General features: G+C 72.7%; 29 protein-coding genes and 2 pseudogenes. 15 read left to right on the top strand and 16 right to left on the bottom strand.

Annotated elements, in window-relative coordinates; genetic code table 11:
• Positions 1-19: 19 nt before the first annotated feature.
• Together ACQEVZ_RS42530 and ACQEVZ_RS42525 are read right to left on the bottom strand one after the other, a co-directional pair.
• On the bottom strand, positions 20-364 hold the full coding sequence (locus ACQEVZ_RS42530; protein WP_033364323.1) for an RNA polymerase-binding protein RbpA: 345 nt from the start codon (positions 362-364) through the stop codon (positions 20-22).
• A 154-nt stretch (positions 365-518) separates the two neighbouring features.
• Complete coding sequence (locus ACQEVZ_RS42525) at positions 519-1,700, bottom strand: hypothetical protein (protein ID WP_433378386.1); 1,182 nt, start codon at positions 1,698-1,700, stop codon at positions 519-521.
• A gap of 525 nt (positions 1,701-2,225) precedes the next feature.
• Between ACQEVZ_RS42525 and abc-f the strand changes: the two genes are divergently transcribed.
• Together abc-f and ACQEVZ_RS42515 are read left to right on the top strand one after the other, a co-directional pair.
• Positions 2,226-3,896 carry a ribosomal protection-like ABC-F family protein gene (abc-f, locus tag ACQEVZ_RS42520; RefSeq protein ID WP_433386044.1) on the top strand — a complete coding sequence of 557 codons (1,671 nt, stop codon included), beginning with the start codon at positions 2,226-2,228 and terminating at the stop codon, positions 3,894-3,896.
• 10 nt (positions 3,897-3,906) lie between these two features.
• Positions 3,907-4,644, top strand: a complete 738-nt coding sequence (locus tag ACQEVZ_RS42515) for a VOC family protein (protein ID WP_433378383.1) — start codon at positions 3,907-3,909, stop codon at positions 4,642-4,644.
• 8 nt (positions 4,645-4,652) lie between these two features.
• On the opposite strand, the gene ACQEVZ_RS42510 is transcribed toward ACQEVZ_RS42515, so the two are convergent.
• Positions 4,653-5,777 carry a hypothetical protein gene (locus ACQEVZ_RS42510; RefSeq protein ID WP_433378381.1) on the bottom strand — a complete coding sequence of 375 codons (1,125 nt, stop codon included), beginning with the start codon at positions 5,775-5,777 and terminating at the stop codon, positions 4,653-4,655.
• A gap of 205 nt (positions 5,778-5,982) precedes the next feature.
• Between ACQEVZ_RS42510 and ACQEVZ_RS42505 the strand changes: the two genes are divergently transcribed.
• Together ACQEVZ_RS42505 and ACQEVZ_RS42500 are read left to right on the top strand one after the other, a co-directional pair.
• Positions 5,983-6,351, top strand: coding sequence for an integrase (locus tag ACQEVZ_RS42505; protein ID WP_433378378.1), 369 nt, complete (start codon positions 5,983-5,985; stop codon positions 6,349-6,351).
• Between the two features lie 82 nt (positions 6,352-6,433).
• Positions 6,434-6,823: a tautomerase family protein gene (locus ACQEVZ_RS42500; RefSeq protein ID WP_433378375.1), complete on the top strand. Its 390-nt coding sequence runs from the start codon at positions 6,434-6,436 to the stop codon at positions 6,821-6,823.
• A gap of 73 nt (positions 6,824-6,896) precedes the next feature.
• Here ACQEVZ_RS42500 and ACQEVZ_RS42495 read toward each other — a convergent pair whose 3' ends face one another.
• Positions 6,897-7,298, bottom strand: coding sequence for a RidA family protein (locus ACQEVZ_RS42495; RefSeq protein WP_433378372.1), 402 nt, complete (start codon positions 7,296-7,298; stop codon positions 6,897-6,899).
• Between the two features lie 102 nt (positions 7,299-7,400).
• Here ACQEVZ_RS42495 and ACQEVZ_RS42490 point away from each other — a divergent pair, with 102 nt between their 5' ends.
• From ACQEVZ_RS42490 to ACQEVZ_RS42465, 6 genes are all read left to right on the top strand, one after another.
• Positions 7,401-8,375 carry a helix-turn-helix transcriptional regulator gene (locus ACQEVZ_RS42490; protein ID WP_433378369.1) on the top strand — a complete coding sequence of 325 codons (975 nt, stop codon included), beginning with the start codon at positions 7,401-7,403 and terminating at the stop codon, positions 8,373-8,375.
• 126 nt (positions 8,376-8,501) lie between these two features.
• The gene (locus ACQEVZ_RS42485) at positions 8,502-9,020 is read left to right on the top strand and encodes a GNAT family N-acetyltransferase (RefSeq protein WP_354890718.1); all 519 of its coding nucleotides are present in this window, start codon (positions 8,502-8,504) and stop codon (positions 9,018-9,020) included.
• A gap of 21 nt (positions 9,021-9,041) precedes the next feature.
• On the top strand, positions 9,042-9,341 hold the full coding sequence (locus ACQEVZ_RS42480) for a nucleotide pyrophosphohydrolase (protein ID WP_433378366.1): 300 nt from the start codon (positions 9,042-9,044) through the stop codon (positions 9,339-9,341).
• A 153-nt stretch (positions 9,342-9,494) separates the two neighbouring features.
• The gene (rox, locus tag ACQEVZ_RS42475) at positions 9,495-10,928 is read left to right on the top strand and encodes a rifampin monooxygenase (protein WP_433378363.1); all 1,434 of its coding nucleotides are present in this window, start codon (positions 9,495-9,497) and stop codon (positions 10,926-10,928) included.
• 97 nt (positions 10,929-11,025) lie between these two features.
• On the top strand, positions 11,026-11,889 hold the full coding sequence (locus ACQEVZ_RS42470) for a sugar nucleotide-binding protein (RefSeq protein WP_433378360.1): 864 nt from the start codon (positions 11,026-11,028) through the stop codon (positions 11,887-11,889).
• Positions 11,890-12,006: 117 nt separating this feature from the next.
• A complete protein-coding gene (locus tag ACQEVZ_RS42465; protein WP_433378357.1) occupies positions 12,007-12,693 on the top strand; it encodes an alpha/beta hydrolase in 687 nt (228 codons plus the stop codon).
• On the opposite strand, the gene ACQEVZ_RS42460 is transcribed toward ACQEVZ_RS42465, so the two are convergent.
• Together ACQEVZ_RS42460 and ACQEVZ_RS42455 are read right to left on the bottom strand one after the other, a co-directional pair.
• The gene (locus tag ACQEVZ_RS42460; RefSeq protein ID WP_344504909.1) at positions 12,649-13,236 is read right to left on the bottom strand and encodes a GNAT family N-acetyltransferase; all 588 of its coding nucleotides are present in this window, start codon (positions 13,234-13,236) and stop codon (positions 12,649-12,651) included. The two genes, ACQEVZ_RS42465 and ACQEVZ_RS42460, sit on opposite strands and share 45 nt — an antisense overlap.
• Positions 13,237-13,356: 120 nt before the next feature.
• The gene (locus ACQEVZ_RS42455; protein WP_344504907.1) at positions 13,357-13,731 is read right to left on the bottom strand and encodes a MerR family transcriptional regulator; all 375 of its coding nucleotides are present in this window, start codon (positions 13,729-13,731) and stop codon (positions 13,357-13,359) included.
• Positions 13,732-13,797: 66 nt separating this feature from the next.
• On the opposite strand from ACQEVZ_RS42455, the pseudogene ACQEVZ_RS42450 reads away from it, so the two are divergent.
• Positions 13,798-14,473, top strand: a pseudogene (locus tag ACQEVZ_RS42450) (SDR family oxidoreductase).
• Positions 14,474-14,552: 79 nt separating this feature from the next.
• Here the strand turns inward: ACQEVZ_RS42450 and ACQEVZ_RS42445 are convergent.
• From ACQEVZ_RS42445 to ACQEVZ_RS42435, 3 genes are all read right to left on the bottom strand, one after another.
• Positions 14,553-15,731 (bottom strand): tetratricopeptide repeat protein, encoded by a 1,179-nt coding sequence (locus tag ACQEVZ_RS42445; RefSeq protein ID WP_433378352.1) that lies wholly within the window; start codon positions 15,729-15,731, stop codon positions 14,553-14,555.
• Positions 15,732-15,852: 121 nt separating this feature from the next.
• Positions 15,853-16,446, bottom strand: coding sequence for a LysE/ArgO family amino acid transporter (locus ACQEVZ_RS42440; protein ID WP_344504903.1), 594 nt, complete (start codon positions 16,444-16,446; stop codon positions 15,853-15,855).
• Positions 16,447-16,451: 5 nt separating this feature from the next.
• Positions 16,452-16,871, bottom strand: coding sequence for a MerR family transcriptional regulator (locus tag ACQEVZ_RS42435; protein WP_433378347.1), 420 nt, complete (start codon positions 16,869-16,871; stop codon positions 16,452-16,454).
• On the opposite strand from ACQEVZ_RS42435, the gene ACQEVZ_RS42430 reads away from it, so the two are divergent.
• Positions 16,870-17,292: a PPOX class F420-dependent oxidoreductase gene (locus tag ACQEVZ_RS42430; protein WP_354890708.1), complete on the top strand. Its 423-nt coding sequence runs from the start codon at positions 16,870-16,872 to the stop codon at positions 17,290-17,292. The genes ACQEVZ_RS42435 and ACQEVZ_RS42430 overlap by 2 nt on opposite strands.
• Positions 17,293-17,429: 137 nt before the next feature.
• Here the strand turns inward: ACQEVZ_RS42430 and ACQEVZ_RS42425 are convergent, their stop codons facing one another.
• From ACQEVZ_RS42425 to ACQEVZ_RS42410, 4 genes and pseudogenes are all read right to left on the bottom strand, one after another.
• Positions 17,430-17,654, bottom strand: a complete 225-nt coding sequence (locus ACQEVZ_RS42425) for a sterol carrier protein domain-containing protein (RefSeq protein ID WP_433386042.1) — start codon at positions 17,652-17,654, stop codon at positions 17,430-17,432.
• Positions 17,591-18,097 (bottom strand): sterol carrier protein domain-containing protein, encoded by a 507-nt coding sequence (locus tag ACQEVZ_RS42420; RefSeq protein WP_433378343.1) that lies wholly within the window; start codon positions 18,095-18,097, stop codon positions 17,591-17,593. The genes ACQEVZ_RS42425 and ACQEVZ_RS42420 overlap by 64 nt, the downstream gene beginning before the upstream one ends.
• A 226-nt stretch (positions 18,098-18,323) precedes the next feature.
• Positions 18,324-18,473: pseudogene (locus ACQEVZ_RS42415) on the bottom strand (GNAT family N-acetyltransferase); the annotation flags it as partial.
• Positions 18,436-18,726 (bottom strand): hypothetical protein, encoded by a 291-nt coding sequence (locus ACQEVZ_RS42410; RefSeq protein ID WP_433378340.1) that lies wholly within the window; start codon positions 18,724-18,726, stop codon positions 18,436-18,438. The gene ACQEVZ_RS42410 and the pseudogene ACQEVZ_RS42415, both read right to left, overlap by 38 nt.
• 177 nt (positions 18,727-18,903) lie before the next feature.
• On the opposite strand from ACQEVZ_RS42410, the gene ACQEVZ_RS42405 reads away from it, so the two are divergent.
• The 3 genes from ACQEVZ_RS42405 to ACQEVZ_RS42395 are packed head-to-tail and all read left to right on the top strand — an operon-like array spanning position 18,904 to position 22,033.
• Entirely contained in the window at positions 18,904-19,251 is a 348-nt protein-coding gene (locus ACQEVZ_RS42405) for a molybdopterin oxidoreductase (protein ID WP_433378337.1), read from the top strand.
• On the top strand, positions 19,251-21,701 hold the full coding sequence (gene nirB / locus ACQEVZ_RS42400) for a nitrite reductase large subunit NirB (RefSeq protein WP_433378334.1): 2,451 nt from the start codon (positions 19,251-19,253) through the stop codon (positions 21,699-21,701). Before ACQEVZ_RS42405 ends, nirB begins: the two co-directional genes overlap by 1 nt.
• Entirely contained in the window at positions 21,698-22,033 is a 336-nt protein-coding gene (locus ACQEVZ_RS42395; protein WP_433378331.1) for a Rieske (2Fe-2S) protein, read from the top strand. Before nirB ends, ACQEVZ_RS42395 begins: the two co-directional genes overlap by 4 nt.
• 76 nt (positions 22,034-22,109) lie before the next feature.
• Here the strand turns inward: ACQEVZ_RS42395 and ACQEVZ_RS42390 are convergent, their stop codons facing one another.
• From ACQEVZ_RS42390 to ACQEVZ_RS42380, 3 genes are all read right to left on the bottom strand, one after another.
• Positions 22,110-22,613 carry a helix-turn-helix domain-containing protein gene (locus ACQEVZ_RS42390; RefSeq protein ID WP_433378328.1) on the bottom strand — a complete coding sequence of 168 codons (504 nt, stop codon included), beginning with the start codon at positions 22,611-22,613 and terminating at the stop codon, positions 22,110-22,112.
• Positions 22,614-22,677: 64 nt separating this feature from the next.
• Positions 22,678-22,839 (bottom strand): hypothetical protein, encoded by a 162-nt coding sequence (locus ACQEVZ_RS42385; RefSeq protein WP_433378326.1) that lies wholly within the window; start codon positions 22,837-22,839, stop codon positions 22,678-22,680.
• Between the two features lie 873 nt (positions 22,840-23,712).
• Entirely contained in the window at positions 23,713-25,110 is a 1,398-nt protein-coding gene (locus tag ACQEVZ_RS42380; protein WP_433378323.1) for a hypothetical protein, read from the bottom strand.
• Positions 25,111-25,137: the final 27 nt, after the last annotated feature.

Raw genomic sequence — 25,137 nt, 5'->3', positions numbered from 1 at the left:
GTGCTGATGCGGCTGTCGCTTACGCGGAACGGCCGCGGCGGTGGCGGACCTCTTCGAGGCGCTCGTTGAGGATGTCCTCGAGCTCCGCGATCGAGCGCCGCTCCAGCAGCATGTCCCAGTGGGTCCGCGGCGGCTTCGCCTTCTTCGCCTCCGGCTCGTTGCCGTCGACGAGCCGGGCGACACTACCGTCGAACTTGCACTCCCAGGTCATCGGGACCTCAGCGTCGACGGCGAACGGCACCTCGAACTGGTGCCCCTTGGCGCACAGGTATTCTCGGGTCTGACGCGGAGCCAGCTCGGTGTTGCGGTCGGACTCGTAGCTGACGGCTCCGAGACGGCTGCCGCGCAGCATGCGCTCGCCCATGGTCGGTCTTCCCCTTCGAATCGTGTTGCGCTTCGTTGTAACCAACGACACCAGGTGGTCTGACGATTCCCACTGCGGGCGGGCAGATTACACGACCTTCCGGGTCTGGCGGTAGTCCAGTCGCCGGGTCGGTACGGTTATTTTACGTTGGGTTTCAATGATCGACCAGTTTGGCGTCACCGTGGCGCGTCTCACCACCCGTAGTTTCGGCAGGTGACGTCACCGGTTGACGGGAACCGGTCAGTTGCGCCAGCGCGCCGCTGAGCGTCGCCAGCTGCGCCTCCAGCTGCTTCTGGGCGGTGACCTCGCGTTCCACGGCCCGGGTGAGCTGCCCGCGGAGGTCTTCGGCGCGGTCCCTCGCCCGGTCCAGTTCACCCTCGAGCCGGCGGATCTCACCCTGCGAGACGGTGGTTTCCTCCTGCAGCCGTTCGGCGCGTTCGTGTGCCGAGTCGAGGCGCCGCCGTAGCCGGGTCGTTTCCTCGGCGCGGCTGTCGAGGGTCCGTTCGAGGGCCTCCCGGTCCCGGACGGCGGTCGCGGCGGCGGCGCGGGCCGTGTCCCGTTCCCGGTACGCCTCCGCGCGCAGCGCCGCCTCGGTCGCCGCTTCCCGGCGGGCGGTGTCACGTTCGACGGCGGCGACCCCGGCTGCGGCGTCGGCGTCGCGGGCGACGCGTTCCGCGGCCTCGACCTGCCGCGCCGCGGCGGCGTTGGCCTCCGCGACCTGCACCCTGGCCTCCTCGGCGGCGTCCCGGGCCGCTGCCGCGGCCTGTTCGGCGTCGCTCCTGGCGGCGGCGGTCTCCCGTCTGGCGTTGTCGGCGTCGGTACGGGCGGCGTCACGCTCGGCGTGCGCGGCGCTGACGGCGGCGTCGGCCTGGTCCTGGACCGTCTTCGCGTGCTGTCCGGCGGTGGTGGCGGCCGCCTGGGCGTGCTGCGCGGCGGCGCGGGCGTCGTCGCGTTCGGCGTGCGCGGTCAGGACTGTCGCGGCGGCGTCGGCTCTGGCCTGGGCGATCTGCCGTTCCACGCCGGTCGGGGACACCTCGGCGTGCAGGGCGTCCACGAGCGCCTCCACGACCTGGTCGAGGCGTTCGGCGACCTCGAACGCCCGCGCGACCTGCCCGCTCAGGCCGGGGGAGGAGCGGTGCCGCAGCCGGGCGTTGCGTGCCGCCTTCTGGCATGCGTTGTCGTTGTCGCGGCAGTACCGGAACGGCCGGCCGACCGAGTTGCGTTGCGGCACCGGCCGGTGACAGTGCGCGCAGGGCCGTTCTTCGGCGTCGAGCGTCTGCTCGTCCAGCGTTACGTTCCCCGTGTCGCTGGCTGGTTCCTGCACCGCTCTGCTCACGCGACCCTCCCCGGTCTCACCGCGCTGCGTTCGTACACCGATGAGCGTAGGGGTAGTCCAGAACTTCCCCGCTCGCAACACGCCGGATTACCGAATTGTTGTTACCGATAATTCGATAATTACCCGCTGGAGGCGAACACCATAATCACCGTTATGTGCGCGCGGCCGTCGATGGACGGGGCGCGGGCAGTGGTTGTCGCGCCGGTTGGCTACGCGCCCCCGGGGCGGCGCCTGCCCGTAATTCGCGGGCGTGGCCCGGGCCCACTGGGTAGCCTCGTCGTCGTGGGTTCACTGTTCCTCTAGTACGGGACACCGCGTTGAGGCTTTCTCCGCGGTGAGTCCCTTGCGCGCTCGCCGGCCACCGCGCCGGCCGCGCGAGGTCCCCGTCCATCCATGTGCCCGACAGCGGCACGTGTTCCGCGACGGCAGGTCCTGATCACCTGCGTGTCGCGGGGAGGAGTTCCCGTGACCCATTCCCCAAGTTCCCTGTCCCAGGTGCAGCCGGCGGCATCGCGGCCGCACCGGGTGTGCGCGATCCGTGGCGGGACCGTCCGGTTCGCCGAACGGGTCGTCCTGGCCGGGATCGACCTCGTGGTCGGCCCGGCCGAGCGGATCGCCGTGATCGGTGACAACGGCGCCGGCAAGTCGACGCTGCTGCGCGTGCTCGCCGGGACCGTGGAGCTGACCGCCGGCGAGCGGGCGGTCGAACTGCCCGGCGGTGTCGCGTTCGCCGAACAGCAACCCCGGTTCCGGCCCGATGCGACCGTCACGGACGCGCTCGACGACCTGCTCGGCGACATCCGTGCACTCGAGGCCGAGACCCAGCGGGCCGCCGAACGACTGGCGGCGGCCGGCCCCGACCAGCGGGGCGGGCTGCTCGCTCAGCTCAGCGCCGCCGTCGACCGGTTCGAGGCCCGCGACGGGTATCGGCTCGACCAGCGGGTGGACGCGGGCCTCGACCGGCTGGGGCTCGGCGGCGTCGACCGGTCCCGGCCCGTGCACACACTCTCCGGCGGCGAACGGGCCCGGCTCGCGCTCGCCGCCGCGCTGGCGTCCGAGGCGGAGCTGCTGCTGCTCGACGAGCCGACCAACGACCTCGACGACGCCGGCATCGCCTGGCTGGAGGACCGCCTGGACGCACACCGCGGCGCGCTGGTGGTCGTCACCCACGACCGCGCGCTGCTGGACCGGCTCGCGACCGACATCGTGCACGTCGAGGACGGCACGCTGCGCCGATACGGCGACGGCTACGCCGGATACCTCACCGCACGGGCGAGCGAACGACGCCGGCTCCTCGACGAGTACGAGGCATGGCGGCAGGACCTCGCCCGCCAGCAGGCAATCGTCGCCGCCAACGCGTTCCGGCTCGACGCGATACCGCGGAAGGCGGAACGTGCGGTCTTCGGCCACGGCGCGTTCCGGGCCCGCGGCCGGGACCACGGCGCGATGGGACGCATCCGGATGGCGAAGGAACGGGTCGCGCGGCTGCGCGCCGACCCCGCACCGCGACCCGCCGACCCGCTCCGGTTCACACCCGTCTTCACCGACCCGGCCGCCGGCGCCACCGACGAGAACGCCGCGCTGATCCGGGCGGAAGGCGTCCGCCTGGACGACGGCGGGCCGAGGCTGCGGCTGGACGCGCTCGAGGTGGCGCCCGGCGACCGGCTGCTGATCTCCGGACCCAACGGCGCCGGGAAGACGACGCTGCTGAACGTCCTGGCGGGCGAGCTCGCCACACAGCGGGGGACCGTCTGGCGGCGACCCGGCATCCGCGTCGCCTGGCTGCGGCAGGACGTCACGACCGGTACACGCACGACGCTCCTCGACGCGTTCGCCGCCGCCACCGGCGCCTACCGGGACGACGCCGCCGACACACTGCTGCGGCTCGGCCTGTTCCACCCCGACGACCTGCACCGGCAGGTGGCGCACCTGTCGGTCGGGCAGCGCCGACGCCTCGAGGTCGCGGTCGCCGTCACCCGCCCCAGCGACGTGCTCCTGCTCGACGAGCCCACCAACCACCTCGCCCCCGAACTCCTCGAACAGTTGGAGGACGCGTTGCGTGACCACCCCGGCGCCGTGCTCACCGTCACCCACGACCGGCGGTGGCGCTCGCGGGCCGGGGCCTCGGCAGCGACACGGCAGGTCCACGTCGCGCCGGGCGGCCTGGTCCGTATGCCCGGCTCCGCGCTTGCATAGGGTGGGCGGCGTGGCGCTGCGACTGGTCCAGGTGAACCTCAAAGCCCGCGACGACGCGGCACTCGGCCGGTTCTGGGCGGCGGCGCTCGGCTGGGTGGCCCGCGGCGGGCACGGCGCGACCAGCGCCGCACCCGAAGGGTTCGACTGGACCGACCCCGACGCGCCCGTGTGCGTCGACGCCATCGCCGTCCCTGACCCCTCGACGGTGCACTACCGTGCGCACCTCGAACTCGCCACCACCTCCGGTGTCCATTACCTGCAACTGGTCGCACGCCTGCAGGAAATCGGTGCGACGCTCGCCGACGTGGGGCAGGGGGACGGCCGGCGGACGGTGCTGGCGGACCCGGAAGGCAACGAGTTCTGCGTCCTGGAGCCTCGGGAGCCGTACCGGGGCAGCGGGCCGATCGGCGCGGTCGCCGTCGACTGCGCCGACCCGCAGGTCATGGCTCGCTTCTGGGGCGAGGCGACGGGCTGGACCGTGCACGAGACGACCAGCGACCGTGCGCTGCTGCGATCGGCGAACGGCACCGGACCGTTCCTGGAGTTCGCTCGCACACCCCACCTGCCAGGCGCACGGCACCGGGCGCACCTCGACGTCGTGCCGTACCGCGGCGACACCCAGCAGGCGGAGGTGGCCCGCCTGCTGGGCCTGGGCGCCTCTCCCGCGGACGTCGGGCAGGGCGATGTCTCGTGGGTCGTTCTCACCGACCCGGAAGGCAACGAGTTCTGCGTCCTCGCCCCTGCGTGACGTTCAGCTCACATCCGTCGCCCCGGGACGTAGTGGGCGAGGTACGCGAGCAGCTCCGGGTCGAGGTCACCGGCGCGGAGCTGCTCATCGATCGCGGTAGCGAGCCGCGCCTCGATCAGGAACCGGTAGGCGAACAGCTCCACTGTCGGCGCGCACCAGTACACGGTGTCGTGTCCGTAGTGCGGCCCTGGTTCATAGGTGAAGTCGTCGGCGGAGCACACCACGCAGCTGCCGCCGTCGCGGTGCAGGTACAGGTACCACACGATGCAGCTCTGCTGGTCACGGAAGAACAGGACCATCCGGTCATCCGGATGCACGGGGCTTGGCAGCGGCCCGGTCACATCGGTCCAGCAGGCGTGGTGCCCTACGCGGTCCAGGAGGCGGTGCAGGTTCGCGCGGGTGATGAGCGCGACGAAGTCCGCCGGCAGCGTCAGCCCGTCCGCGGCCAGGTCCGCCGCGATCGGGTCGGTCACCGCGGTGCGGTAGTCCAGTGGTTCGCCGGGGTCGCCGAACCAGGAGAAGTCGCCGGTGAACGACGCCTCATCCAGTCGCGGCAGCGTGTGCAGCGGGTACGCCTGGAACCAGGCGAAGGTCCGCTGCCGCCTGTCGTACGGCCGGTACTGGCCGAGACCGACCCCCGGCCAGAACGCCTCAAGACGCACCGCGGCCGCCCCGGCACCGACCTGACGGAACCCGTTGTCCACGTCACCGGCGTCACCGGCCGGCTGGCCGGTGTCGTCCGCGGCGCGGATGGGGCGGGGAATGACCCGCCCGGTCCGCTGCGGCAGCTCCGGCAACCGCAGGTCCGGGAGGCCGAGCTCATCGGGCGGGCTGACGTGGCCCGGCACGTCCCGGGGGAGCGGCAGGGGAGTGATGTCAACGAAGACGTCACCGGCGTCGCGCCGCTGCACCGGCCACCGCGCGTCGATGGCGCGAGCCGCCGCCGTGCACGCCGGGCACTCGCCGGGGCGGCCGCCCCACATGCCGAACTGGGAACCCGTCATGTCCGGCCGTTCGATCCCGCACAGCGTGGCGCGGAACAACCCGTACGCATGCCGGCGCGGGTCCGGCAGCATGTCCGTGCACGCCGCCTCCCACCGCAGGTCCCACCGCTGGTAGATCCCCCGCGACACCTCGCCATCCACATGTCCGAGTCGGGTGTCCGCGTGGCACCACGTGCACACCCACGTCTCGCGGAACCACCGCGACGGCGGGAGATCCCACCGCACCATCTCCCGATCACACGCATGACAGAGCACGGCGGGATTCTGCCATCACAAACCGGAGCCAACGGGATAACCGGCGGCGGCCTGCGCGGGCCGGTGGGATCATGCGCGGATGAGGTCGAGGCTGCGGAAACTGCACATCGACGACCGGGAGTACACGTGGACGGCGCAGATCCGCGCCGCGTCCGGCCCGGACGGCCGGCAGCACCGGTGCATCCGCATCCGCGTGTGGGGCGCCGGCCGGACCGGCTGCGCGCTGCAGGCCGACCTGACCGTACGACGTCAACCGGTCGCCGCCGAGGAGGACGCGTACCCGTACCCGGCCGCCGCGGACGTCCGGGCGCTCATCGATTACGGATTACGTGCAGGCTGGGAACCGCAATCCCGCGGGGGCGCCTTCCAGGTCACGTCGGCCGCTGACGTGGCGCTGCCCGGGTTCGTCGTCACCGACGTGGCGTGGGCCGGCGAACGACACCGGTGACCTGCCGGGAAACGCGGTGCCGGTGGCCGGTCGGGCGACCTATGCTCGTCCATCGCCGCCGTCCGACATCGAGGAGCCGCCGATGCCCCACGTGACGCTCCACGCTCTCGAAACCGACCTCGCCGGGCGAGAGGCCGGCCTCATCAGGGAACTCACCGACGCCGTCGTGTCCGTGTACGGCGAATGGGCCCGGCCGTCGGTCGACGTCAGGCTCATCGGCATCCCGGCCGGGCGGTGGGCCCGCGGCGGAGTGCCGGTCGCCGCTGCCGCGCCGTCGGTCACCTTCGGCATGCGTGAGGAGGTGTTCGCCCGGCCGGACGCCGCCGGTGTCGTCGCGCGGCTCGTCTCGGCGTTCACCGACGCCGTCACCGCCGTGTTCGGCGACGACTGCCGCGACGAGGTGCTGGTCGAGCTCGTCGGCCAGCCCACGTCCCGGTCAGGTCTCGGCGGCAAGGTGATCAGCGGCGGGTAGCGCGTGCACGCCCCGCCGGATGCCTGCCGCTGTGCTCGTGCCGAGCCGCCTGGCACGAGCACAGCGGGTCGCGTCACGCGACGGCGGTCCCCTCCAGCTCGACGAGCTGACCCGGGATCGCGAGGCGGGTCACGCCGAGCATCGTCGTGGCAGGCGCGACCTTCGCGGCGCCGAGCCGGGACGCGAGGACGCCGTAGTGCGGGAACAGCAGGTCGACGTCGGTCGTGTACACGTTCAGCCGGACCAGGTTCTCCAGGGACATGCCGGCCTCGGCGAGGACGGCCTCCAGGTTTTCGAGGCTCAACGCCAGCTGCGCGGCCATGTCACCGTCGTGCATGGGGCGGCCGTCGGCGCTCATCGCGGTCTGCCCGGAGCAGTACAGGGTGCGGGTCTCCCCGGAGACGAGCTCGGCCTGGTTGAATCCCATGTCGAGCGACCAGGCGACCGGGTTGACCGCCGTTCGTTGCAATGCCACATCTGCTCCATTCGGATCGGGTGGACGGGCGGGCCGTCCGTGGTGATGAGCCTGCCAACGAATCACGACATCCTGTGTCGTGTATTGCAGGAAGGTTCCCGGATGCGCGCCGACCGGCTGGTTTCGCTGGTGCTGCTGCTCCGCCAGCGCGGGCGGCTGTCCGCCGCGACCCTCGCCCGTGAGCTGGAGGTGTCGACCCGCACCGTCCTGCGCGACATCGAGGCGCTGTCCGCGGCCGGTGTCCCCGTGTACGCCGAACGCGGCCGGCACGGCGGGTTCATGCTGCTGCCCGGTTTCCAGACGGAGCTGACCGGCCTGAACCACGACGAGGCGCTCGCCCTGCTGGTCGCCGGTTCCCGCAGCGGCGCGCAGGCGTTCGGGCTCGGGTCGGCGCTCGCCTCCGCGATGCGCAAGGTCGTGGACGCGCTGCCGGAGAGCTACCGGACCACGGCGGCGGGCGCGGTCCAGCGGCTGCTGATCGACCCGGAGACCGACCTGCTCGCGCGCCGGCAGGTCGGCGAGGAGGTCCCCGACGCGGTCATGGCCGAGGTGCGCCGAGCGGTCCTCGCCGGCCACAAGCTGCGCATCCACTACGCGCTGGTCCGCCAGAGCCCGACGTGGCGCACCGTCGACCCGGTCGGCCTCGTCACGGTCCGCGACCAGGGATACCTGCTGGCCACGAGATCCGGCGCGGACCGCACCTACCGGCTGTCCCGGATCGTGGCCGCCGAGGAGCTCGACGAGCCCGCCGAGCGGCCCGACCGCATCGACCTGGACCGTGCCTGGCAGGAACGCAGCACCCGGTTCCGGACCGGCGGCGACCAGGTCACCGTCCTGGTCCGGCTGCACCCCGCCCGCCGGGAGGGCCTCGTCGGCACCGCCCTAGCCGTCCTCACCGAAACCACCGACGAGGACGGCTGGCTGCGGATGGAGGTCACGTTCCAGGACGGCCGGCACGCCGAATGGGCGCTGTGGCAGCTCGCCACGAACGCCGAAGCCCTGACCCCGCAATGGCTGCGCACGTCCCTGCGCGACCGCGCCGCCGCCATCGCCGCCCGCTACGCGGAACCAGCCTGAGCGGGACGCGACGCCGCGCCCCGTCGCCGGGCAGGCCCGGTCTCGTCGTCCCTGCGCCACGCCACCAGAGGTCGCTTCCGTGGACGCTGAGACCCACGCCAAGGCGTCCCGGCCGAGAATTGTCGAATGCGGCACCCGACAATGCGGCTCCGGCAACCGGACGACCTCGACACCTGCATCGAGATGCTCAGGGCCGTGCACGAGACCGACGGATACCCGCTGCGCTGGCCGGCGGACCCGCGCCGCTGGCTCAACCCGCCGCACCTGCTCCAGGCCTGGCTCGCCGAAGACCCCACCGGTGCCATCGTCGGCCACGTCGCCGTCCGGTACCTGCACGACGGCGGCGGTGACGTTGCCGCGCACACCGGACGGGCGGACCTGTCCCGGCTGTACGTCGCCCCAGGGGCACGCCGCCGCGGCGTCGCCGGGGCGCTGGTCGCCTGCGTGGTGTCGTGGGCGGCCCGGCACGGCCACGTGCTGACGCTCGACGTCACCGAGGAACGGCGGTCCGCGGCCACGGCCTTCTACGAGGCGACCGGCTGGCGGCACCTCACCACGACGGACGCGGACTGGGTCGCCGACGACGGCAGCCCGGTCAGACTGCGCCGCTACGTCCTGGACCCGGCACCGCGGACCCGAATGTAGATTCCGGCAATGGATCTTTCGATGTTGCAGGCACGGGCCGCTGAGATCGCCGCCCTGTACGACGAGCACAACACCGCCGCGGGGCGCGGGGCGTGGACGACCGGGGACCTGGCGCTGGGGTTCGTCGGGGATGTCGGGGACCTCGCCAAGCTGGTCATGGCGGTGGACGGGCGGCGGGAGATCCCGGACGCCCGGGACCGGCTCGGGCATGAGCTGGCGGACTGCCTGTGGTCGGTGCTCGTGCTCGCCAACCGGTACGGCGTCGACCTGGTCGCGGAGTTCGGGCGGATGACCGACGGGATCGAGCGGCACCTGACCTGACCACCCGGCGGGCGGCAAACGATCCGGGCGCGGAAACAAGAGAGGCAAGGAGAAACGCTCCCTGCCACTTCTAACGTATATCGCACCCCGGGGCTTGCGGCAAGACCACGGACGTGCGGCAGAATGCTCCATTCGTGGCGAATGGGGGAATTCATGCGTGACGTGATCATCGCCGGGGGTGGGCCGACGGGGCTGATGCTCGCCGCCGAACTGCGGCTGCACGGCGTCGACGTGATGGTGCTGGAGAAGGAGCCACAGCCCGCCGCGTACGTGAAAGCGCTCGGGCTGCACGTGCGCAGCATCGAACTCATGGACCAGCGGGGACTGCTGGAACGGTTTCTCGACAACGGGCGGCGGTCCCCGGTCGGCGGGTTCTTCGCCGGGATCACGAAACCGGCGCCGGCGTTGGACACCGCCCACGGGTACGTCCTCGGCATCCCGCAGCCGGTGACCGAACGGCTCCTCGCCGAGCACGCCACGGACCTCGGCGCCGACATCAGGCGCGGCCGTGAGGTCGTCGGGGTCGCGCAGGACCCGGACGGGGTGACCGTCGACCTCGCCGACGGCACCCGGCACACGGCACGGTTCCTGGTCGGATGCGACGGCGGGCGCAGCACCGTCCGCAGGTTGTCAGGTATCGCGTTCCCCGGCGAGCCGAGCCGCGCCGACACGCTGCTCGGCGAGATGGAGGTGACCGCGGCGCCGGAGACGGTGACCAGCATCGTCGCCGAGATCCGTAAGACGCAGCTGCGGTTCGGGCTCGGACGGTCCGGTGACAGCGGCCCGTACCGGGTCGTGGTGCCCGCGGACGGGGTCGCCGAGGACCGCGGCGTGCCGCCGACATTGGAGGATTTCCGGAAACAGTTGCAGGTATTCGCCGGCACCGACTTCGGGGTGCACTCGCCGCGGTGGCTGTCGCGGTTCGGCGACGGCACCCGGCACGCCGAACAGTACCGGGCCGGGCGGGTGTTCCTCGCCGGCGACGCCGCGCACGTCCACCCGCCGCTCGGCGGGCAGGGGCTGAACCTCGGCATCCAGGACGCGGTCAACCTCGGCTGGAAACTCGCCGCGGCCGTCGGCGGGTGGGCGCCGGACGGGCTGCTCGACACATACCACGCGGAGCGGCACCCGGTCGCCGAGGACGTGCTGGACAACGTCCGGGCGCAGACGGAGCTGCTGCGCACGGAGCCGGGCCCGCAGGCGGTGCGCCGGCTGCTGGCGGAGCTGATGAGCTTCGAGGAGGTCAACCGGCACCTCATCGAGAAGATCACCGCGATCTCCGTCCGGTACGACCTGGGCGGCGGCCACGATCTCGTCGGCCGGCGGCTGCGGGACGTCCCGCTCAAGCAGGGCCGCCTGTACCAGCTGATGCATGCCGGCAGGGGACTGCTGCTCGACCAGACGGGCCGGCTGTCGGCCGGAGGCTGGGCGGACCGCGTCGACCACGTCGACCACGTCGTCGACGTCAGCGACGACCTCGACGTGCCGGCGGTGCTGCTGCGCCCCGACGGGTACGTCGCGTGGGCCGGCGACGACCAGGCGGACCTCGACATCCGCCTCGGGACATGGTTCGGGGCGGCCACCTGACCAGCAGGATCCCACCTCGGCGTCCACCCGCGCTGCCGTGCAGGACCGGGCCAGGACCGGGCCAGGATCGGCGCGGCACCGCATAAGATCCATGCCCATGACGGGGACACTCCTGGTGACAGGCGCGACCGGTTCGCTCGGGCGGCGCGTGTACGAGCAGGCCACCGCCGGCGGATGGACCGTCACCGGCACCTGGTTCGCGAACCGGGCCCGCGGCGGCGACGTGCGCCTCGACATCCGCGACCGGCCGGCGATCGGCGCGCTGCTGCGCGACACCCGCCCCGACGTCATCATCCACACGGCCGCGGGACGGGACCGCGGCGACTGGGCGTCCATCGCCGACGGCGCCGCCAACGTCGCGGTCGCCGCCGCCGGCGCCGGCATCCGGCTCGTGCACATGTCCAGCGACGCCGTGTTCTCCGGCCGGGAGATCCACTACGACGAAACCGCATCACCGGACCCGACATACCGGTACGGCGCGGCGAAGGCCGCCGCCGAGACCGCCGTCGCCGCGATCCACCCGGACGCGGTGCTGGTCCGGACCTCGACGATCCTCGGCGACGGCCGCGGCGCGCACGAGGTCCTCACCCACGACCTGGCGTCCGGGCGGGTGCAGGGGGCGCTGTTCACCGACGAGATCCGGATGCCGGTCCACGTCGACGACCTCGCCGCCGCGCTGCTCGAGGTCGCCGCCGGCAGCCACCGCGGCGTGCTCAACATCGCCGGTCCGCAGCCGATCAGCCGGCACGAGCTCGGCCTGCTCGTCGCCGCCCGCGACGGCCTGGACCCCGCGACGATACCGGCCGCCCGCAGCAGGGACCTGTTCCCGAACCGACCGCTGGACGTGCGGCTCACCAGCGCTCTCGCCGAGTCGATGCTGCGGGTCAGGCTGCGACCGGCCGGCGAGTTCATGACCGGGCCTGCTACCGTCGCCGGTGACCGACCCGACCCGAGGAGGTGAGACCCGTGCACGTGGTGACAGGACGGGTGCTCCCTTCCCCGATGGTCGAACGGCTCACCTGACCCAGGTGACCGGCCGGGGCGCCCGCGACACGGCATCCCGGAAGGCAGCACACCTGTGCGGTACATCTCCAGCACGACCGCCGACGGCATCTGCGGCAGGCAGTTCGTCCTCGGCGACATCCCCGGCACCCTGTGGACCCCGGCCGGCGGGGGCGGCGGACCGCTGATCCTCATCGGGCACGGCGGACGCCAGCACAAGGCCGCACCCGCCGTCGTCGCCGGCGCGCACCGGTTCGTGACCGGGCTCGGCGCGACCGTCGCCGCGATCGACGCACCCGGGCACGGCGACCGGCCCCCGATCACCCCACCGTGGCACGGCCGGCGGCCGAGCCTGCCGGAGGTCGTCGCGTTCAACGCGGCGCTCGCGGCGCTCGCCGTGCCCGACTGGCAGGCCGTCATCGACGCGTTGGCGGACGGGCCCGTCGGGTACTGGGGAACGTCCCTCGGCGCCGGGATCGGCATCCCGCTGGTCGCGGCCGAACCCCGCATCGGCGCCACCGTCCTCGGTCTCGCCGCCGGCCCGCTCGACGCGGCGGCGGAGGTGACGGTGCCGGTGGAGTTCCTGCTGCAGTGGCACGACGAGCTCGTGCCCCGCGAGCAGGCGCTCGCGCTGTTCGACGCGCTCGGGTCCGCGGACAAGACGCTGCACGCGAACCCCGGCGGGCACGGGGACGTCCCGGCGTTCGAGCACGACAGCTCAGTGCGGTTCTTCGCCCGGCACCTCGGCGACCCGCGCGTGTAGGTGCATGTCGTGCCAGCCGTCGGTGTGGCGGGCCTCGCCGCGTTTCGTGCCCTCCAGCGCGTACCCGGCGCGGCCCGCGACCCGGCACGACGGCACGTTCGCCGTCGAGTGGCAGACCTCGACCCGGTGCAGGCCGAGCGTCCCGAACGACCACCCGGTCAGCGCCGCCAGGGCCCGCCCCGCGACGCCCCGGCCACGGGCGGACGGCAGCACCCAGTACGACACCTCCGCCAGCCCTTCGGCGAGGTCGATCGTGCGGAGACTGATCTGCCCGGCGACCCGGCCGCCGGCGGTGACGGCCCAGCCGGCGCCGGTCTCCGCCCGCCAGCGCGCCGGCCAGCGGGCGATCCAGTCGCGGGCCTCCGCGGCATTCATCGACCGGCAGTGCCAGCGTTGGATGTCAGGATCGGAGTAGGCTTCGACCACCGCGTCCACGTCGGCGGGCAGCCACGGCCGCAACCGCAGGCCGTCGCCGTCCAGCACCGGCTGAACGGATGCGGCGAGGGTCCCTACCGGCAGTGCCGGTGTCACGAGCGACGGCATGCCGCCGACGGTAATTGACGGCAATACGGAAATCGAAAATCGGTAACGACGCCGCCCGGCGGCATCCATCAGCGTAGCGCCGTCGCGGGGCCGGTGACGTCGTCGGAAAGAGCGGCGTCGTCAGGCGGTCGCTGGGGGGACGCAGCCGTCGGTGACGCTGGCCTCGGCGGCGGCGATCACCGCGTCGAGACGGTCCCGGGTGGCGGTGAGACCGGCGACCTGCGCGTCGATCCGGCTCCGCTCCTCCGCCAGCAGCCGCAGGGTTTCCGGGGTCGCGTGGCCGGTGTATACGCACGGCAGCAGGTCCAGGATGCGGCGGCTGGACAGGCCCGCCGCGTACAGCTGCTGCACCAGCATCACCCGGTCGACGGCGCCGTCCGGGTAGTGGCGCTGCCCGGACGGGCTGCGGTCCGCGCCCAGCAGGCCCTGCTCCTCGTAGTAGCGCAGCGCCCGCACGCTGACGCCCGCCCTCGTCGCGAGCTCCCCGATCCGCACCTGCGACCCTCCTCACGCCCGGCACACTTGCCTCTGACGTCAACGTCAGGTTTTAGCGTAACCGGCATGGACATCAACGGATCGGTCGCGCTCGTCACGGGCGCCAACCGCGGCCTCGGCCGGCACTTCACCCAGGAGCTGCTCAACCGCGGCGCGACCGTGTACGCCACCGCACGCGACCCGCGACCCGCGCACCGTCGACCTGCCCGGCGTGCGGGTGCTGCGGCTGGACGTCACGGACCCCGGCAGCATCGAGGAAGCCGCCGGCGCCGCGAAGGACGTGACGCTGCTGGTGAACAACGCGGGCGTCGCGACGTACACCAACCTCCTCGGCAGCCCGCTCGACGCCGTCCGCCTGGAGATGGAGACGCACTACTTCGGGACGCTGCAGGTGATCCGGGCGTTCGCGCCGGTCCTCGCGGCGAACGGCGGCGGCGCGATCCTCAACGTCCTGTCGCTGCTGTCATGGGCGAATTACGACGGCGCGAATTCCTACAGCGCCGCGAAGGCCGCCCAGTGGAGCCTGACCAACGGGGTGCGGCTCGAGCTGGCGAAGCAGGGCACCCACGTCACCGGCGTGCACCTGGGCGCCGCCGACACCGACATGATGGCCGGCTGGGACGTGCCGAAGCTCGACCCCGCGTTCGTCGCCGCGACCGCCCTCGACGGCGTCGCCAGAGGCTGGACCGAGGTGCTGGTGGACGACGCGAGCCGCGCGGCGAAGGCCGCACTCACCACCTGACGGCGCGAGCAACGCGCTCACCGCCTCAGGACGTGAGGCGGCCGGCGAGATCGGCAATACAGCGTGAAGACGTGCGCGGTCACCGCCTGCGGTCGTGGTAACGGTCCAGGACGTCGAGGGCGTCCTGGACCTGCCCGCGCCGCAGCAGCAGCTCCGCCAGCAACGTCGCCGGCGCAAGCCCGGCCGGGTCCGACAGCGCCGCGATCGCCTCGTCCTCACGGCCCTGCCCGGCGAGCAGCTCACCGAGCCGCGCCCGCACCGACGGCAGGTCATGGTCGGGGCAGGCCCGCAGGGCGGCGACCGCCTCGGGCACCCGGCCACGCTCGACGAGCAGCTCCACCCGGATCATGAGCAGGTCCACGTCGTGCGTGTCCTCCAGCAACGCCAGGGCCGCGTCCGGGGCGATCCCGCCGAGGGTGTGCAGGGCGCACTCGGGATCGTCGCCGCGGGTGGCCAGCTCGGTCAGGATCGCGACCGCCTCCTCGACCCGGCCGTTGCGGCTGTACAGCTGAGCCAGCGGCACCCCGTCGAACGGTTTGAGCACGTCAGCGGCACCGTCGACGTCACCCTGCCGCTCCAGCACCTCGGCCAGCCACATCGTGAGGCGGCCGTCGCGGTAGCCGCGGCAGGCGACGTCGGCCGCCCAGTCCCGCAGGTCACCGGCCCGGCCGTGCCGGTGCAGCAGCCGCCCCGCCTGATCCAGCACGTACGGGGCGTGCGGCCGCAGCACCGCGACCGCCTCATCCACCGCGTCCCGCCGCTCCAGCTCCGCCGCGACCACCCCCGCCACGTGCGCCGAACCGGCGGCAAGCGGCTCCAGGACCGCGAACGCCTCGTCGCCGCGACCGGCCGCGGCCGCCACCTCGAACAGGGCCGCGGCCACCCCCGCCTCGCCCAGCCGCGGTACCAGCAGCGCGAACACCTCCTCGACGCGGCCCTGCGCACCGAGCAGCGCCGCGACCTCCCGCGCCACCCGGTGATCGTCCACGCAGGGGGTGAGCAGCGCCAACGCGTCGCCGGTCCGCCCCCGCCCGTGCAGGGCGGCGGCGCGGCCCCGCAGCACCGGCAACCATCCCGCGTCGGTGAACCGGTCCAGCGCGGCGTCGTCCGGGTCGTGCTCAGCGAGCACCTGCGCGCAGCCCTCGTCGCCCGCGGCGGCCCGGACCCGGAGGATCCCGGCGTGCCCGAGCCCGGCGAGCCGCCGCGCGATGCCGACAGGGACCCGCCGGTCACGGATGAACCGCGCATGCACGTCCATCCCGGCAACATATCGGCACCGGCCGCTGTCCTGTGTCCCCGCCACGGCACCGCCGAGGTGTTGGCCACCGCTTGTCCAGTCGTCCTGTGCCGCCGGTGTACGTGGGAGCCGGCGCTCCTGGTCAGGCGCTCACCAGCGAGACGGCCAGCGCCGCCATGACGACGGCGATCGCGGCGTCGACGACCCGCCACGCCGCAGGGCGGGCCAGCAGCGGCGCCAGCCGGCGGGCACCGAAACCGAGGGCGGCGAACCACAGCAGGCTCGCGGCCGCCGCACCAGCGCCGAACGCCCACCGGTCCTGATGCTGGTGCGCGACGGTGCCGAGCAGGACCACCGTGTCGAGGTACACGTGCGGATTGAGAAACGTGAACGCCAGGCACGCCAGCAGCGTCGCCCGCAACGCCGCCGGCGGATGGTCCAGCGGGGTCAACGCGGCCGGTCGCAGCGCCCGGCGGGCGGCGAGGACCGCGTAACCGAGCAGGAACGCGGCACCCGCCCACCGCACGACCGTCAGGACCGCCGGCGCGCCGGCCACGACGACGCCGAGACCCGCGATCCCGGCGCTCATCAGGGTCGCGTCGGCGGCCGCGCAGATCGCCACGACCGGGCCGACGTGCTCGCGGCGCAGCCCCTGCCGCAGCACGAACGCGTTCTGCGCGCCGATGGCGACGATCAGCCCGAGCGAGAAACCGAACCCGGCCAGCGCGGAACCCACGCCGGTCAACGGATGCGCGCCGCCCGCCGCTCGGTGGCGGTGATGTAGCCGCGCAGCGCGTCCCGAGACCGGGACAGCGCGTCGATGTGCCCGTCGAGCCCGTGCAGCCTGGCACGGAGCGTGTCCAGCAGCTCCGGGCACGGCTCGAGCTCGGGCACGGCACCAGAAGCGCACGGCAGCAGCGCCCGGATCTCCTGCGTCGACAGCCCGGCCTCCAGCAGGTGACGGATCTGCGCGACGGTCACCACCGCGTCGTCGGCGTAGTCGCGGTAGCCGCTCGCGGCCCGGCCCGGCTCCAGGAGGCCCTGCGCCTCGTAGTAGCGCAGCTGGTGCGCGTGCACGCCGGTGCGCCGGCTCAGCTCCCCGATCAGCATGAGCGCCCCCGCTTGACCTTCGACCGGTGTGAACGTTGACGATTCTGTCATGACGTTCGACCCGCACGACCTGCTCGCCGCCAGCCGGCTCGGGGTCCTGGCCACCATCAAGGCCGACGGCCGCCCGCAACTGTCCCCGGTCATGCCGTTCTACGACCGCGCCGCCGGGGTCATCCTCGTGTCGATGACACAGGGCCGGGCGAAGACCGCGAACCTGCGCCGCGACCCACGGGCGACGCTCGAGGTCACCGGCGCCGACGGCAGGTCGTGGGCGACCGCCGAGGGCATCGCCACCCTCACCGGCCCCGGCACCGACCCGCACGGCCCCGAGGTCGAGGCCCTCGTCGACTACTACCGCCGCGCCGCCGGCGAACACCCCGACTGGGACGAGTACCGTACGGTGATGGTCTCCGACCGCCGGGTGCTGATGTCGATGACCGTCGACCACGTGTACGGCGCCGACCTCGCCTGACGGCCTTTGCGGATTACCGGAAACCGTAATCCGAAAATTCCCGGCAGGTCACACCACCCGTGTTCGCGGCAGCGGTCGTCCGCTGTACCGGCCCGGCGAGGGCGTCTGCATGTTGACCGGTCATGCGGCGGGCGGGGTCAGAAGGCGAAGGAGTTGAACGGCTCCGGGTCGGTGCGGAAGAGCCGGCCGAGGGCGGGGACGGCGCCGTCGTGGTGGGGACGGATGTGGCCGGCGGCGGCCAGCAGCGCCGCGGACATGCCGCCGAGGTACAGGGAACCGAGCGCCTGGACGGTCAGCGTCAGGTCGGGCCGGGTCCGGGTGGGGATGCAGGTCGCGCCGTCGGGGTCGCCGACAGCCGCCACGTGCCGGTGTTGCGAGGGCACATCGGGTCGGCGTCCACGGCGATCGTGAGGTCGGCGGTGGTGTCGTACGACCGTGCGGTGAGCGCCGCCGGCAGGTCGAGGACGCGCAGCCACAGGTTGTCGGACTGGCGGGTGACCCGCAGGGCGCGCGGGTTGCGCAGCATCCACCGCAGCGGCTCGTCGGCGGGCCGGGTCGGGGCGGTGACGCGCCGGGTGAGGTCGAAGTCGGTCAGCAGCATCCACATCGCCCGGTACGCGTCCACGGAAGCCGCCTGCAGCGCGTCGACGACGAGGGTGCCGGTGTGCTCGACGAGCGGCGTCCACGGCAGCCGGAAGTTCGCGACGCCGTCGACGTCTCCCTGTGGGCAGCGGTGGATGAGGTACCGGGTGGGGCCGTCCGGGCCGGTGGCGTCGTCGCTGAGCCCGTTCCACTTGCGGGGCACCGGTCGCAGCTCGCCGACCTGCCGGCAGGCGGGCCTCCTCGTGGACGCGGAGCCACGCCTGCCGGGCGGTCGCGGCGTCGACGAGCTCCAGTGACCCCGCGGGCGGGTCCGCGTCGGCGAACGCGGCCTCGGCGCGGTCCAGGTCCCAGCGGGTCCGCCGGGTCGCGGGCGCGAACCCGTACCGGCCGTAGATGCCGCCCTCGCTGGCGCTCAACGCGGCGAGCGGCTCGCCCCGGTCGAGGGCCTCGTCGAACATCGCCTGCATCATGCCGCGCAGCAGGCCCCGCCGCCGGTGCGTCGCGATCACCGCGGTCGCGGTCACCCCGCCGAACGGCACCTCACGCAGGCCGGGGACGGTGATCGCCAGCGACAGCATCGCCGAGCCCGCCCACGACCTTGCCGCCGTCGAACGCCGCCTGCGGGTGGAAGTGCCCGGCCGTGACGACCTCCTCGACCCAGCGGGCCACCTGTTCCGGTGTCGCCGGCCGGTTCGGCGGCGGCCACGCCTCGGGCCCGCCGTGCCACGCCGCCGGCGCCGGCTCCCAGTGCGGCAGCCCGTTGACGTACGGCAGCACGCGCAGGTACGCGGGCGCCTCGTCCCGCGTGACGGGCCTGATCTCGATCGTCATAGATCAGATCCTGCGGAGCCGCTCCGGCCGCCGCAACGCGAAAAACGGCTCACAGCCTGCGGTGCGGGTCGAAGAGGAAGGCGGCGACGGCGCGAAACAACAGCGGTATGGGGGTGTAACGGCCGGCGGACACGATCGCGGGAAGTCCGGTGCGGGTCGGTGGAGAGGACGGGTCAGGTGCGGTCGACGCCACGGTTTCTGCAGGGTGTGTACCCGTTCGTCGGGAAAGGGATCGACGCGCCGGTGGCGGTCGACGCGGCGCTCAGCTACACCGTGCCGCTCGGGGTGGTGACGCAGACGGTGTACTTCCGCGGCGGCAACACCACCGACGAGCTGGTGTACGTGGTGCTGACCAGGGACGGCACGCCGATGCGGTACTTCCCGATCGGGGCGAAGAGCGACGTGCACGTGCCGCTGCGGGTCGTCGAGGACCTCGACGCCGGGACGGTCGTGGAGCTGCTCGTCGGCGCCCCGGAAGGCGTCAGCGGGGCGATCGTCGTGGACCTCGGGCTCGTGGAGGTCTGATGCAGCGACTCGTCGTCATCGGCAACGGGATGGCCGGCGCGCGGGCGGTGGAGGAGATCCTGGAGCGCGGCGGGCGGGACCGGTTCACGATCACGATGTACGGGGCGGAGCCGTACGGCAACTACAACCGGATCATGCTGTCGAACGTGCTGTCCGGCGCGGAGGACGAGGACGGCATCTTCCTCAACAGCCTGCCGTGGTATGAGGCGAACGGCATCGACCTGCGCGCCGGCGTACGGGTCGAACGCATCGACCGGTTCGCGAAGGTCGTCCTCGACGGCAACGGCGACGAGCTGCGCTACGACAAGCTGATCATCGCCACGGGCAGCCGGCCGTTCATCCCGCCGATCGACAACATGCACCACCCGAAACGCGGCTACCACCAGGGTGTCTTCACGTTCCGGACGATCGACGACACCCGCGGCATGATCCGGTACGCGCGGGACCACGAACGCGCCGTCGTCATCGGCGGCGGACTGCTCGGCCTGGAGGCCGCCCGCGGCCTCCAGGCGCACGGGGTCGCGGTGACGCTCGTGCACGCCGCCGGGCACCTGATGAACGCGCAGCTGGACGCGCAGGGCGGCGCGATCCTGCGGGCGGGCGTCGAGCGGCTCGGCATCACCGTCGAGCTCACCGCCCGTACCGAAGCGGTCGAAGGCAAGGAGAAGGTGCAGGGTGTCCGGCTCTCCGGCGGCCGGGTGATCCCGTGCGACATGGTCGTCGTCGCCGCCGGCATCCGCCCCGACACGACCCTCGCCGAGGTCAGCGGCCTGACCGTCGAGCGTGGCATCGTCGTGGACGACCAGCTGCGCTGCCTCGACGAACCCGACATCTACGCGGTGGGGGAGTGCGTGCAGCACCGCGGCGAGACGTACGGCCTGGTGGCGCCGCTGTGGGAGCAGGCGCGGGTCCTCGCCGACCACGTGACCGGGCGCGACGTGCACGCCGCCTACCACGGGTCGCGGACCGCGACGAAGCTGAAGGTCGCCGGCGTCGACGTCGCCGCGATGGGGATCAGCACGCCGGCGCCCGGCGACGAGTTCGTGGTGTTCGCCGAGCCGGGCCGCGGCGTGTACAAGAGCGTCATCATCCGCGACGACCGGCTCGTCGGCGCCACCCTCCTCGGCGACGTGTCGAAGGTCGGGTTCCTGATGCAGGCGTACGAGCGGGGGCTGCCGCTGCCGGAGGAACGGGTCCGGCTGCTGTTCGACCTCGGCGGGCCCACCGCCTCGGAAAGCGCCGCGGAGCTGGCCGGCGACGCGCAGGTGTGCAACTGCAACGGCGTCACCAAGAATGCGATCACCGAGGCGGTACAGGCCACGAAGACGCTGTCCGGGGTCATGGAACGCACCAGGGCCGGGAAGGGCTGCGGCTCCTGCAAGTCACTCGTGGCGCAGATCGTCGACTGGGCCGCGGGCGGCACCGCCGAGCAGGACCCGTCCGCCGACTGGTACGTGCCGGGCGTACCGATGCGGAAACCGGACCTCGTCGCGGCGATCCGCGCGCAGAACCTGCGCAGCGTCTCCGCCGTGTTCGACGCGCTCGCCGGCGGCGAGGAGGACGCGAAGAGCAAGATGGGGCTCGTGTCGCTGCTGCGGATGCTGTGGGGCGACGACTACGTCGACGAACGCGACGCCAGGTTCATCAACGACCGCGTCCACGCCAACATCCAGCGCGACGGCACGTTCTCCGTCGTGCCGCAGATGAAGGGCGGCGTCACCACCCCGAACCAGCTGCGCCGCATCGCCGACGTCGCCGACAAGTACGCGGTGCCGCTGGTCAAGCTCACCGGCGGGCAGCGCATCGACCTGCTCGGCATCCGCAAGGAGGACCTGCCGAAGGTGTGGGCCGACCTCGACATGCCGTCCGGGTACGCGTACGGCAAGAGCATGCGCACCGTGAAGACGTGCGTCGGGTCCGACTACTGCCGGTTCGGCCTCGGCGACTCCACCGCGCTCGGCATCGCGATCGAGTCCCGCTTCCAGGGCCTGGAGAGCCCCGGCAAGATGAAGCTCGCCGTCACCGGCTGCCCCCGCAACTGCGCCGAGGCGTACGTGAAGGACCTCGGCGTCGTCGCGATCGACGGCGGCCGCTGGGAGATCTACGTCGGCGGCGCCGCCGGCGCCCACATCCGCAAGGGCGACCTCCTCGCCACCGTCGGCACCCCCGCCGAGGTGATGCGGCTGACGGGCCGTTTCCTGCAGTACTACCGCGAAAATGCGAACTGGCTCGAACGCACCTACGCGTTCGTCCCACGGCTGGGCATCGACCGTCTGCGCGCGCTGATCGTCGAGGACAGCGAAGGGATCGGCGCCGGCCTCGACGAACGGATGGAGGCGGCCGTGGCCGCGTACCGCGACCCGTGGAAGGACGACCTCGACCCGGCCGTCCCCGGCCAGTTCCGCACGTCACTGCCGCTGGTCGTGCTGCCCCAGGTGCCGGTCCGATGACCGCGACCACCGATCCCGAAACGGCCGCCACCAGCTACCACCTCGGACCGGTCACGGACATCCCGGTCGGTGAAGGCCGCGCGTACGCCGTCGACGGCCACCAGGTCGCGGTGTTCCGGCCGCGGCGCGGCGGCCTGCGGGCCGTGTCCGCCGTCTGCCCCCACGCCGGCGGTCCCCTCGCCGACGGCCTCATCGACGCGAAGGTCGTCATCTGCCCGCTGCATCAGCACGTGTACGACCTGGCGACGGGCTGCTCCACCACCGGCCAGCCCCCGCTGCGGGTGTACGCCATCCACGAGGACGACGACGGCACCCTGATCCTCACCGTGTGACGCCGGGTCGCCCCTGAACACACCGGTGCCCGAGCCGGGTTGTCCGGCTCGGGCACCGACGGGGTCGCAGATCGGTTCAGCTGGGCGTCTTCATGGACCGGTTGAACGCGCCACGCATACCGAAGCGGTGACGCTTCCCGGCGTCGGCGGGCGGCTTCGCCTGCTCCTCGTGCCAGCGCTGGTGGCCGTCGGGGTCGACCGCCCAGGCGAAGCAGATCGGGCAGGTCGCCCCGCCGGCCGAGCCGGCGAGGAGCCCGGCGGTGCGTTCGTTGATGTCGTGCGCGTTGGTCACGGCGATCGCCTGGGTGAGCTTGGGCCGCCACACGTGTTCGATCACCTGTGGCGGCACGCCGAGGAGCTTCAGCAGCTGCTCGAGCCACGGCCAGGCGGGCACCACCTTGCCGGTGGCCACCCGGGAGATCGACGCCGCGGACAGCACGTATCCGCCCCGGCGCCGGCTCAGATCGTCGATCCTGCGGTATGCGAGACCGGACTCCTCGATCAGGGTCCGGATCTCGGCACTGAGTGTCAGCCGGACGATCACGGCCTGGGCCGGCCCGGTCGTGAGCACTGATGTCATGGACAGTTCCCCTTCCCGGCTCGTGCCGCCGGACCGTCCGGTCCGGCGGCACGAGCGCACTTGGTCAGGCCGTTTTCGGCGGGCGGTCGCCGCCGTCTCCGGCGAAGGGGTTGACCCGGCGCAGGATCGCGAGCGCCGAGCAGGTCGCCACGACCCCGGTGACGAGGACGCTGAGCAGCGCCTCCGTCAACGAGTAGCCGTGGTCGAGGACGGTCTGCAAGACCACGCCCTCAAGACCTGTGACGGTGCATGCGGTCAGCACGTCTGCGACCGGGGTAGGTGGCGCCGGTGGCGTCCACACGGGCTCAGTCATTGCCCGATTTCCCTCACTCGTTGTGACCAGGTCATAGGCGCAGTGCGCCTATGACCTGGTGATGTCCCACCGGTCTGCTGGCCGGTGGGGTGGTGCATGCCGTCGAGCGGATCCGGTTGTGCGCCGGATAATCCCCGGGGAACGGGAATTCGGTTGTAGGCCGACAGTCAATCGGCTGCGAACCGCTAGGCCACGTTATAGCACCCGCGAGATATCTCACGCCACGTAACTGAGGCGCCGGAGACCAAGACTGGAACACGCGGAAACGCGGGACCCGAACAGGAGACGGAGGCGTCCCTTGATTCAACAAGATCAATCAAGATACAACTAACACCGTTCGTCAGAATCTGACCGTGCAACAATGCGGCACACTGATCGGCGTGATGTCCTCGGCGGAGACTATATCCGCGTCCGGGGCGGATCATGCAAGGGAAAAGGGCCCCACCGTTGACTAGACGGTGAAGCCCTTTTCGTTCTCCCGGGGACATCCGCTCGACGGCATGACAAGCAACGACATCCGGGAGAGTCCGGCGCGGCGCCGGTGATCATTCGGGACCGCATGTTCAATTGTCTGCCCCGGTGGGGCAGGACGGCAACGCCAGGGGCCTCGGAGCAGCAAGAACCGCCCCGAGCCGGCTGCGCCGCCGGGGTGGGAGCAGCCCTGCGAAGAGCGCTCAGTGTAACGCGATGATCGGCAATGTCTCGGAACGGGATTCGCGCGGGTGACCGGTCAGCGCGGCCCGCCCGCACGGCGGCGCCGGTCGGCGTCCGGCCCGGCCGTGCCGATCAGGGCGACGGTGGCAGCGGGGTCGGACGGCTGCCCGCTTGTGGCCGAGCGGGAGCTCGACGTTGTGCGCGCACCAGGACCCGCGCCCGGACGGGCGCGCCGGCCGGCGCACGTCGGGTCGGGTCGGCGCACCGACCACCCCGGCCGAAGGGCTCGTCCCGGTGACCGCCGGCCGTGCCCACAACACCCGGAGCCGTGGCGGGCATCGCCTCGCCCCCGCCGTGGAGCAGCCGCCCGCCAACGGCGAGCGGCGAGACCGCGGCGAACCCGACGCCGCCCGGGTTCCGGCGGCGCCGCAGAACGCTGCCTGCGCCCGCGATCCAGGCGCCCGACGCGGCGGCTGGATCAGAGCACGACCGGCCGGAGCCGGTGCCCGTGCCGACCGGCACCGAACTCCGCCCGCGGCGGACGTCGCGGCACCGCGACGTGCCGCAACGCGGACTGCCCGGCGCGTGAACGCCGGGCGTCATCGAGCAGCGACTTCTTCTTGCGGCCGCCGGTCTGGCCGTTGGGGCGGTGACCCCATCGGGCCAGGCGACGACGACGCCGGCGTCCGCGCCGGTCGGAGACACCGTCCGCCGGCGGTCCGTGCGCCAGTCGTCCAGGCGGTCCTCCAGATGGTGTCGCCGGGCCACGGCCTGGAGCCGGAGCGGCGTGCACGGACGCTGCGCGGCGCCCGACACGCCACGGCTACCGCGGTCGGCACCGGCTGCGGCGGCTCCCACGGCCCGCGTGGTGTCCGCGCCGTCGATGTCGACCTGGGGGAACGCGCCGAAGTCCGTGGCCGCGGTGACCAGCGCGGCGATCCGGACGTGTTCAATCACCAGCAGGTCCAGGAACATCGATGTGCCGTGAGAGCGCCAAGCGGCGCGGTCTTCGCGCAGCGCCGCGATCAGCCAGGGAGCCCACGGCCGATGCGCGGTCCAGCCTTCGCCGACGGCCGTGGCAGCGCCATCCCCGAACGGCGTGAGCGGAGCGAGCATCGCTTGGACGTCACCCTCGAACCGGTCTGGGCTGTCGGGCCGGAGACCGGTGGCGTCAGTGCCATAGCCACGATGGCTGCGCAGGGCAGCGGCGCTGAGCCGGCTGAACACGACCGGCCAGACGATGGCGTAGGCCTCGGCGACCAGCAGGACACGGTCGCGGCCCGTCGCGGCCGCGGCCTGCCGTGCCAGTCCGCCGAGCCGCATCAGCGCCCGGATGTGGGTGACGCCGGCCGCGGCCGCCGAACTGGTGGCGAGGGGTGCATGCACACGGCCGGTACTGTGCCGATGGACGCGAATCATGGTCCCCCCTACATGGCGATGACGGTGACGATCCCGCCGGCCGGAACTGCGCCGGTTTCCGAGATTCCATTGCAGGTCGGAAGGCCGGACCGCGGCGACGGATCGTGGCACCCATGGTGGTTCGTGTCGCGGCGCACA

Origin of the sequence: Dactylosporangium sp. CA-152071 (assembly GCF_050936335.1) — a bacterium.
Classification (GTDB): domain Bacteria; phylum Actinomycetota; class Actinomycetes; order Mycobacteriales; family Micromonosporaceae; genus Dactylosporangium; species Dactylosporangium maewongense.
Note: the sequence above shows the minus strand (reverse complement) of the source record. Positions and strands in the feature narration are given on the sequence as shown.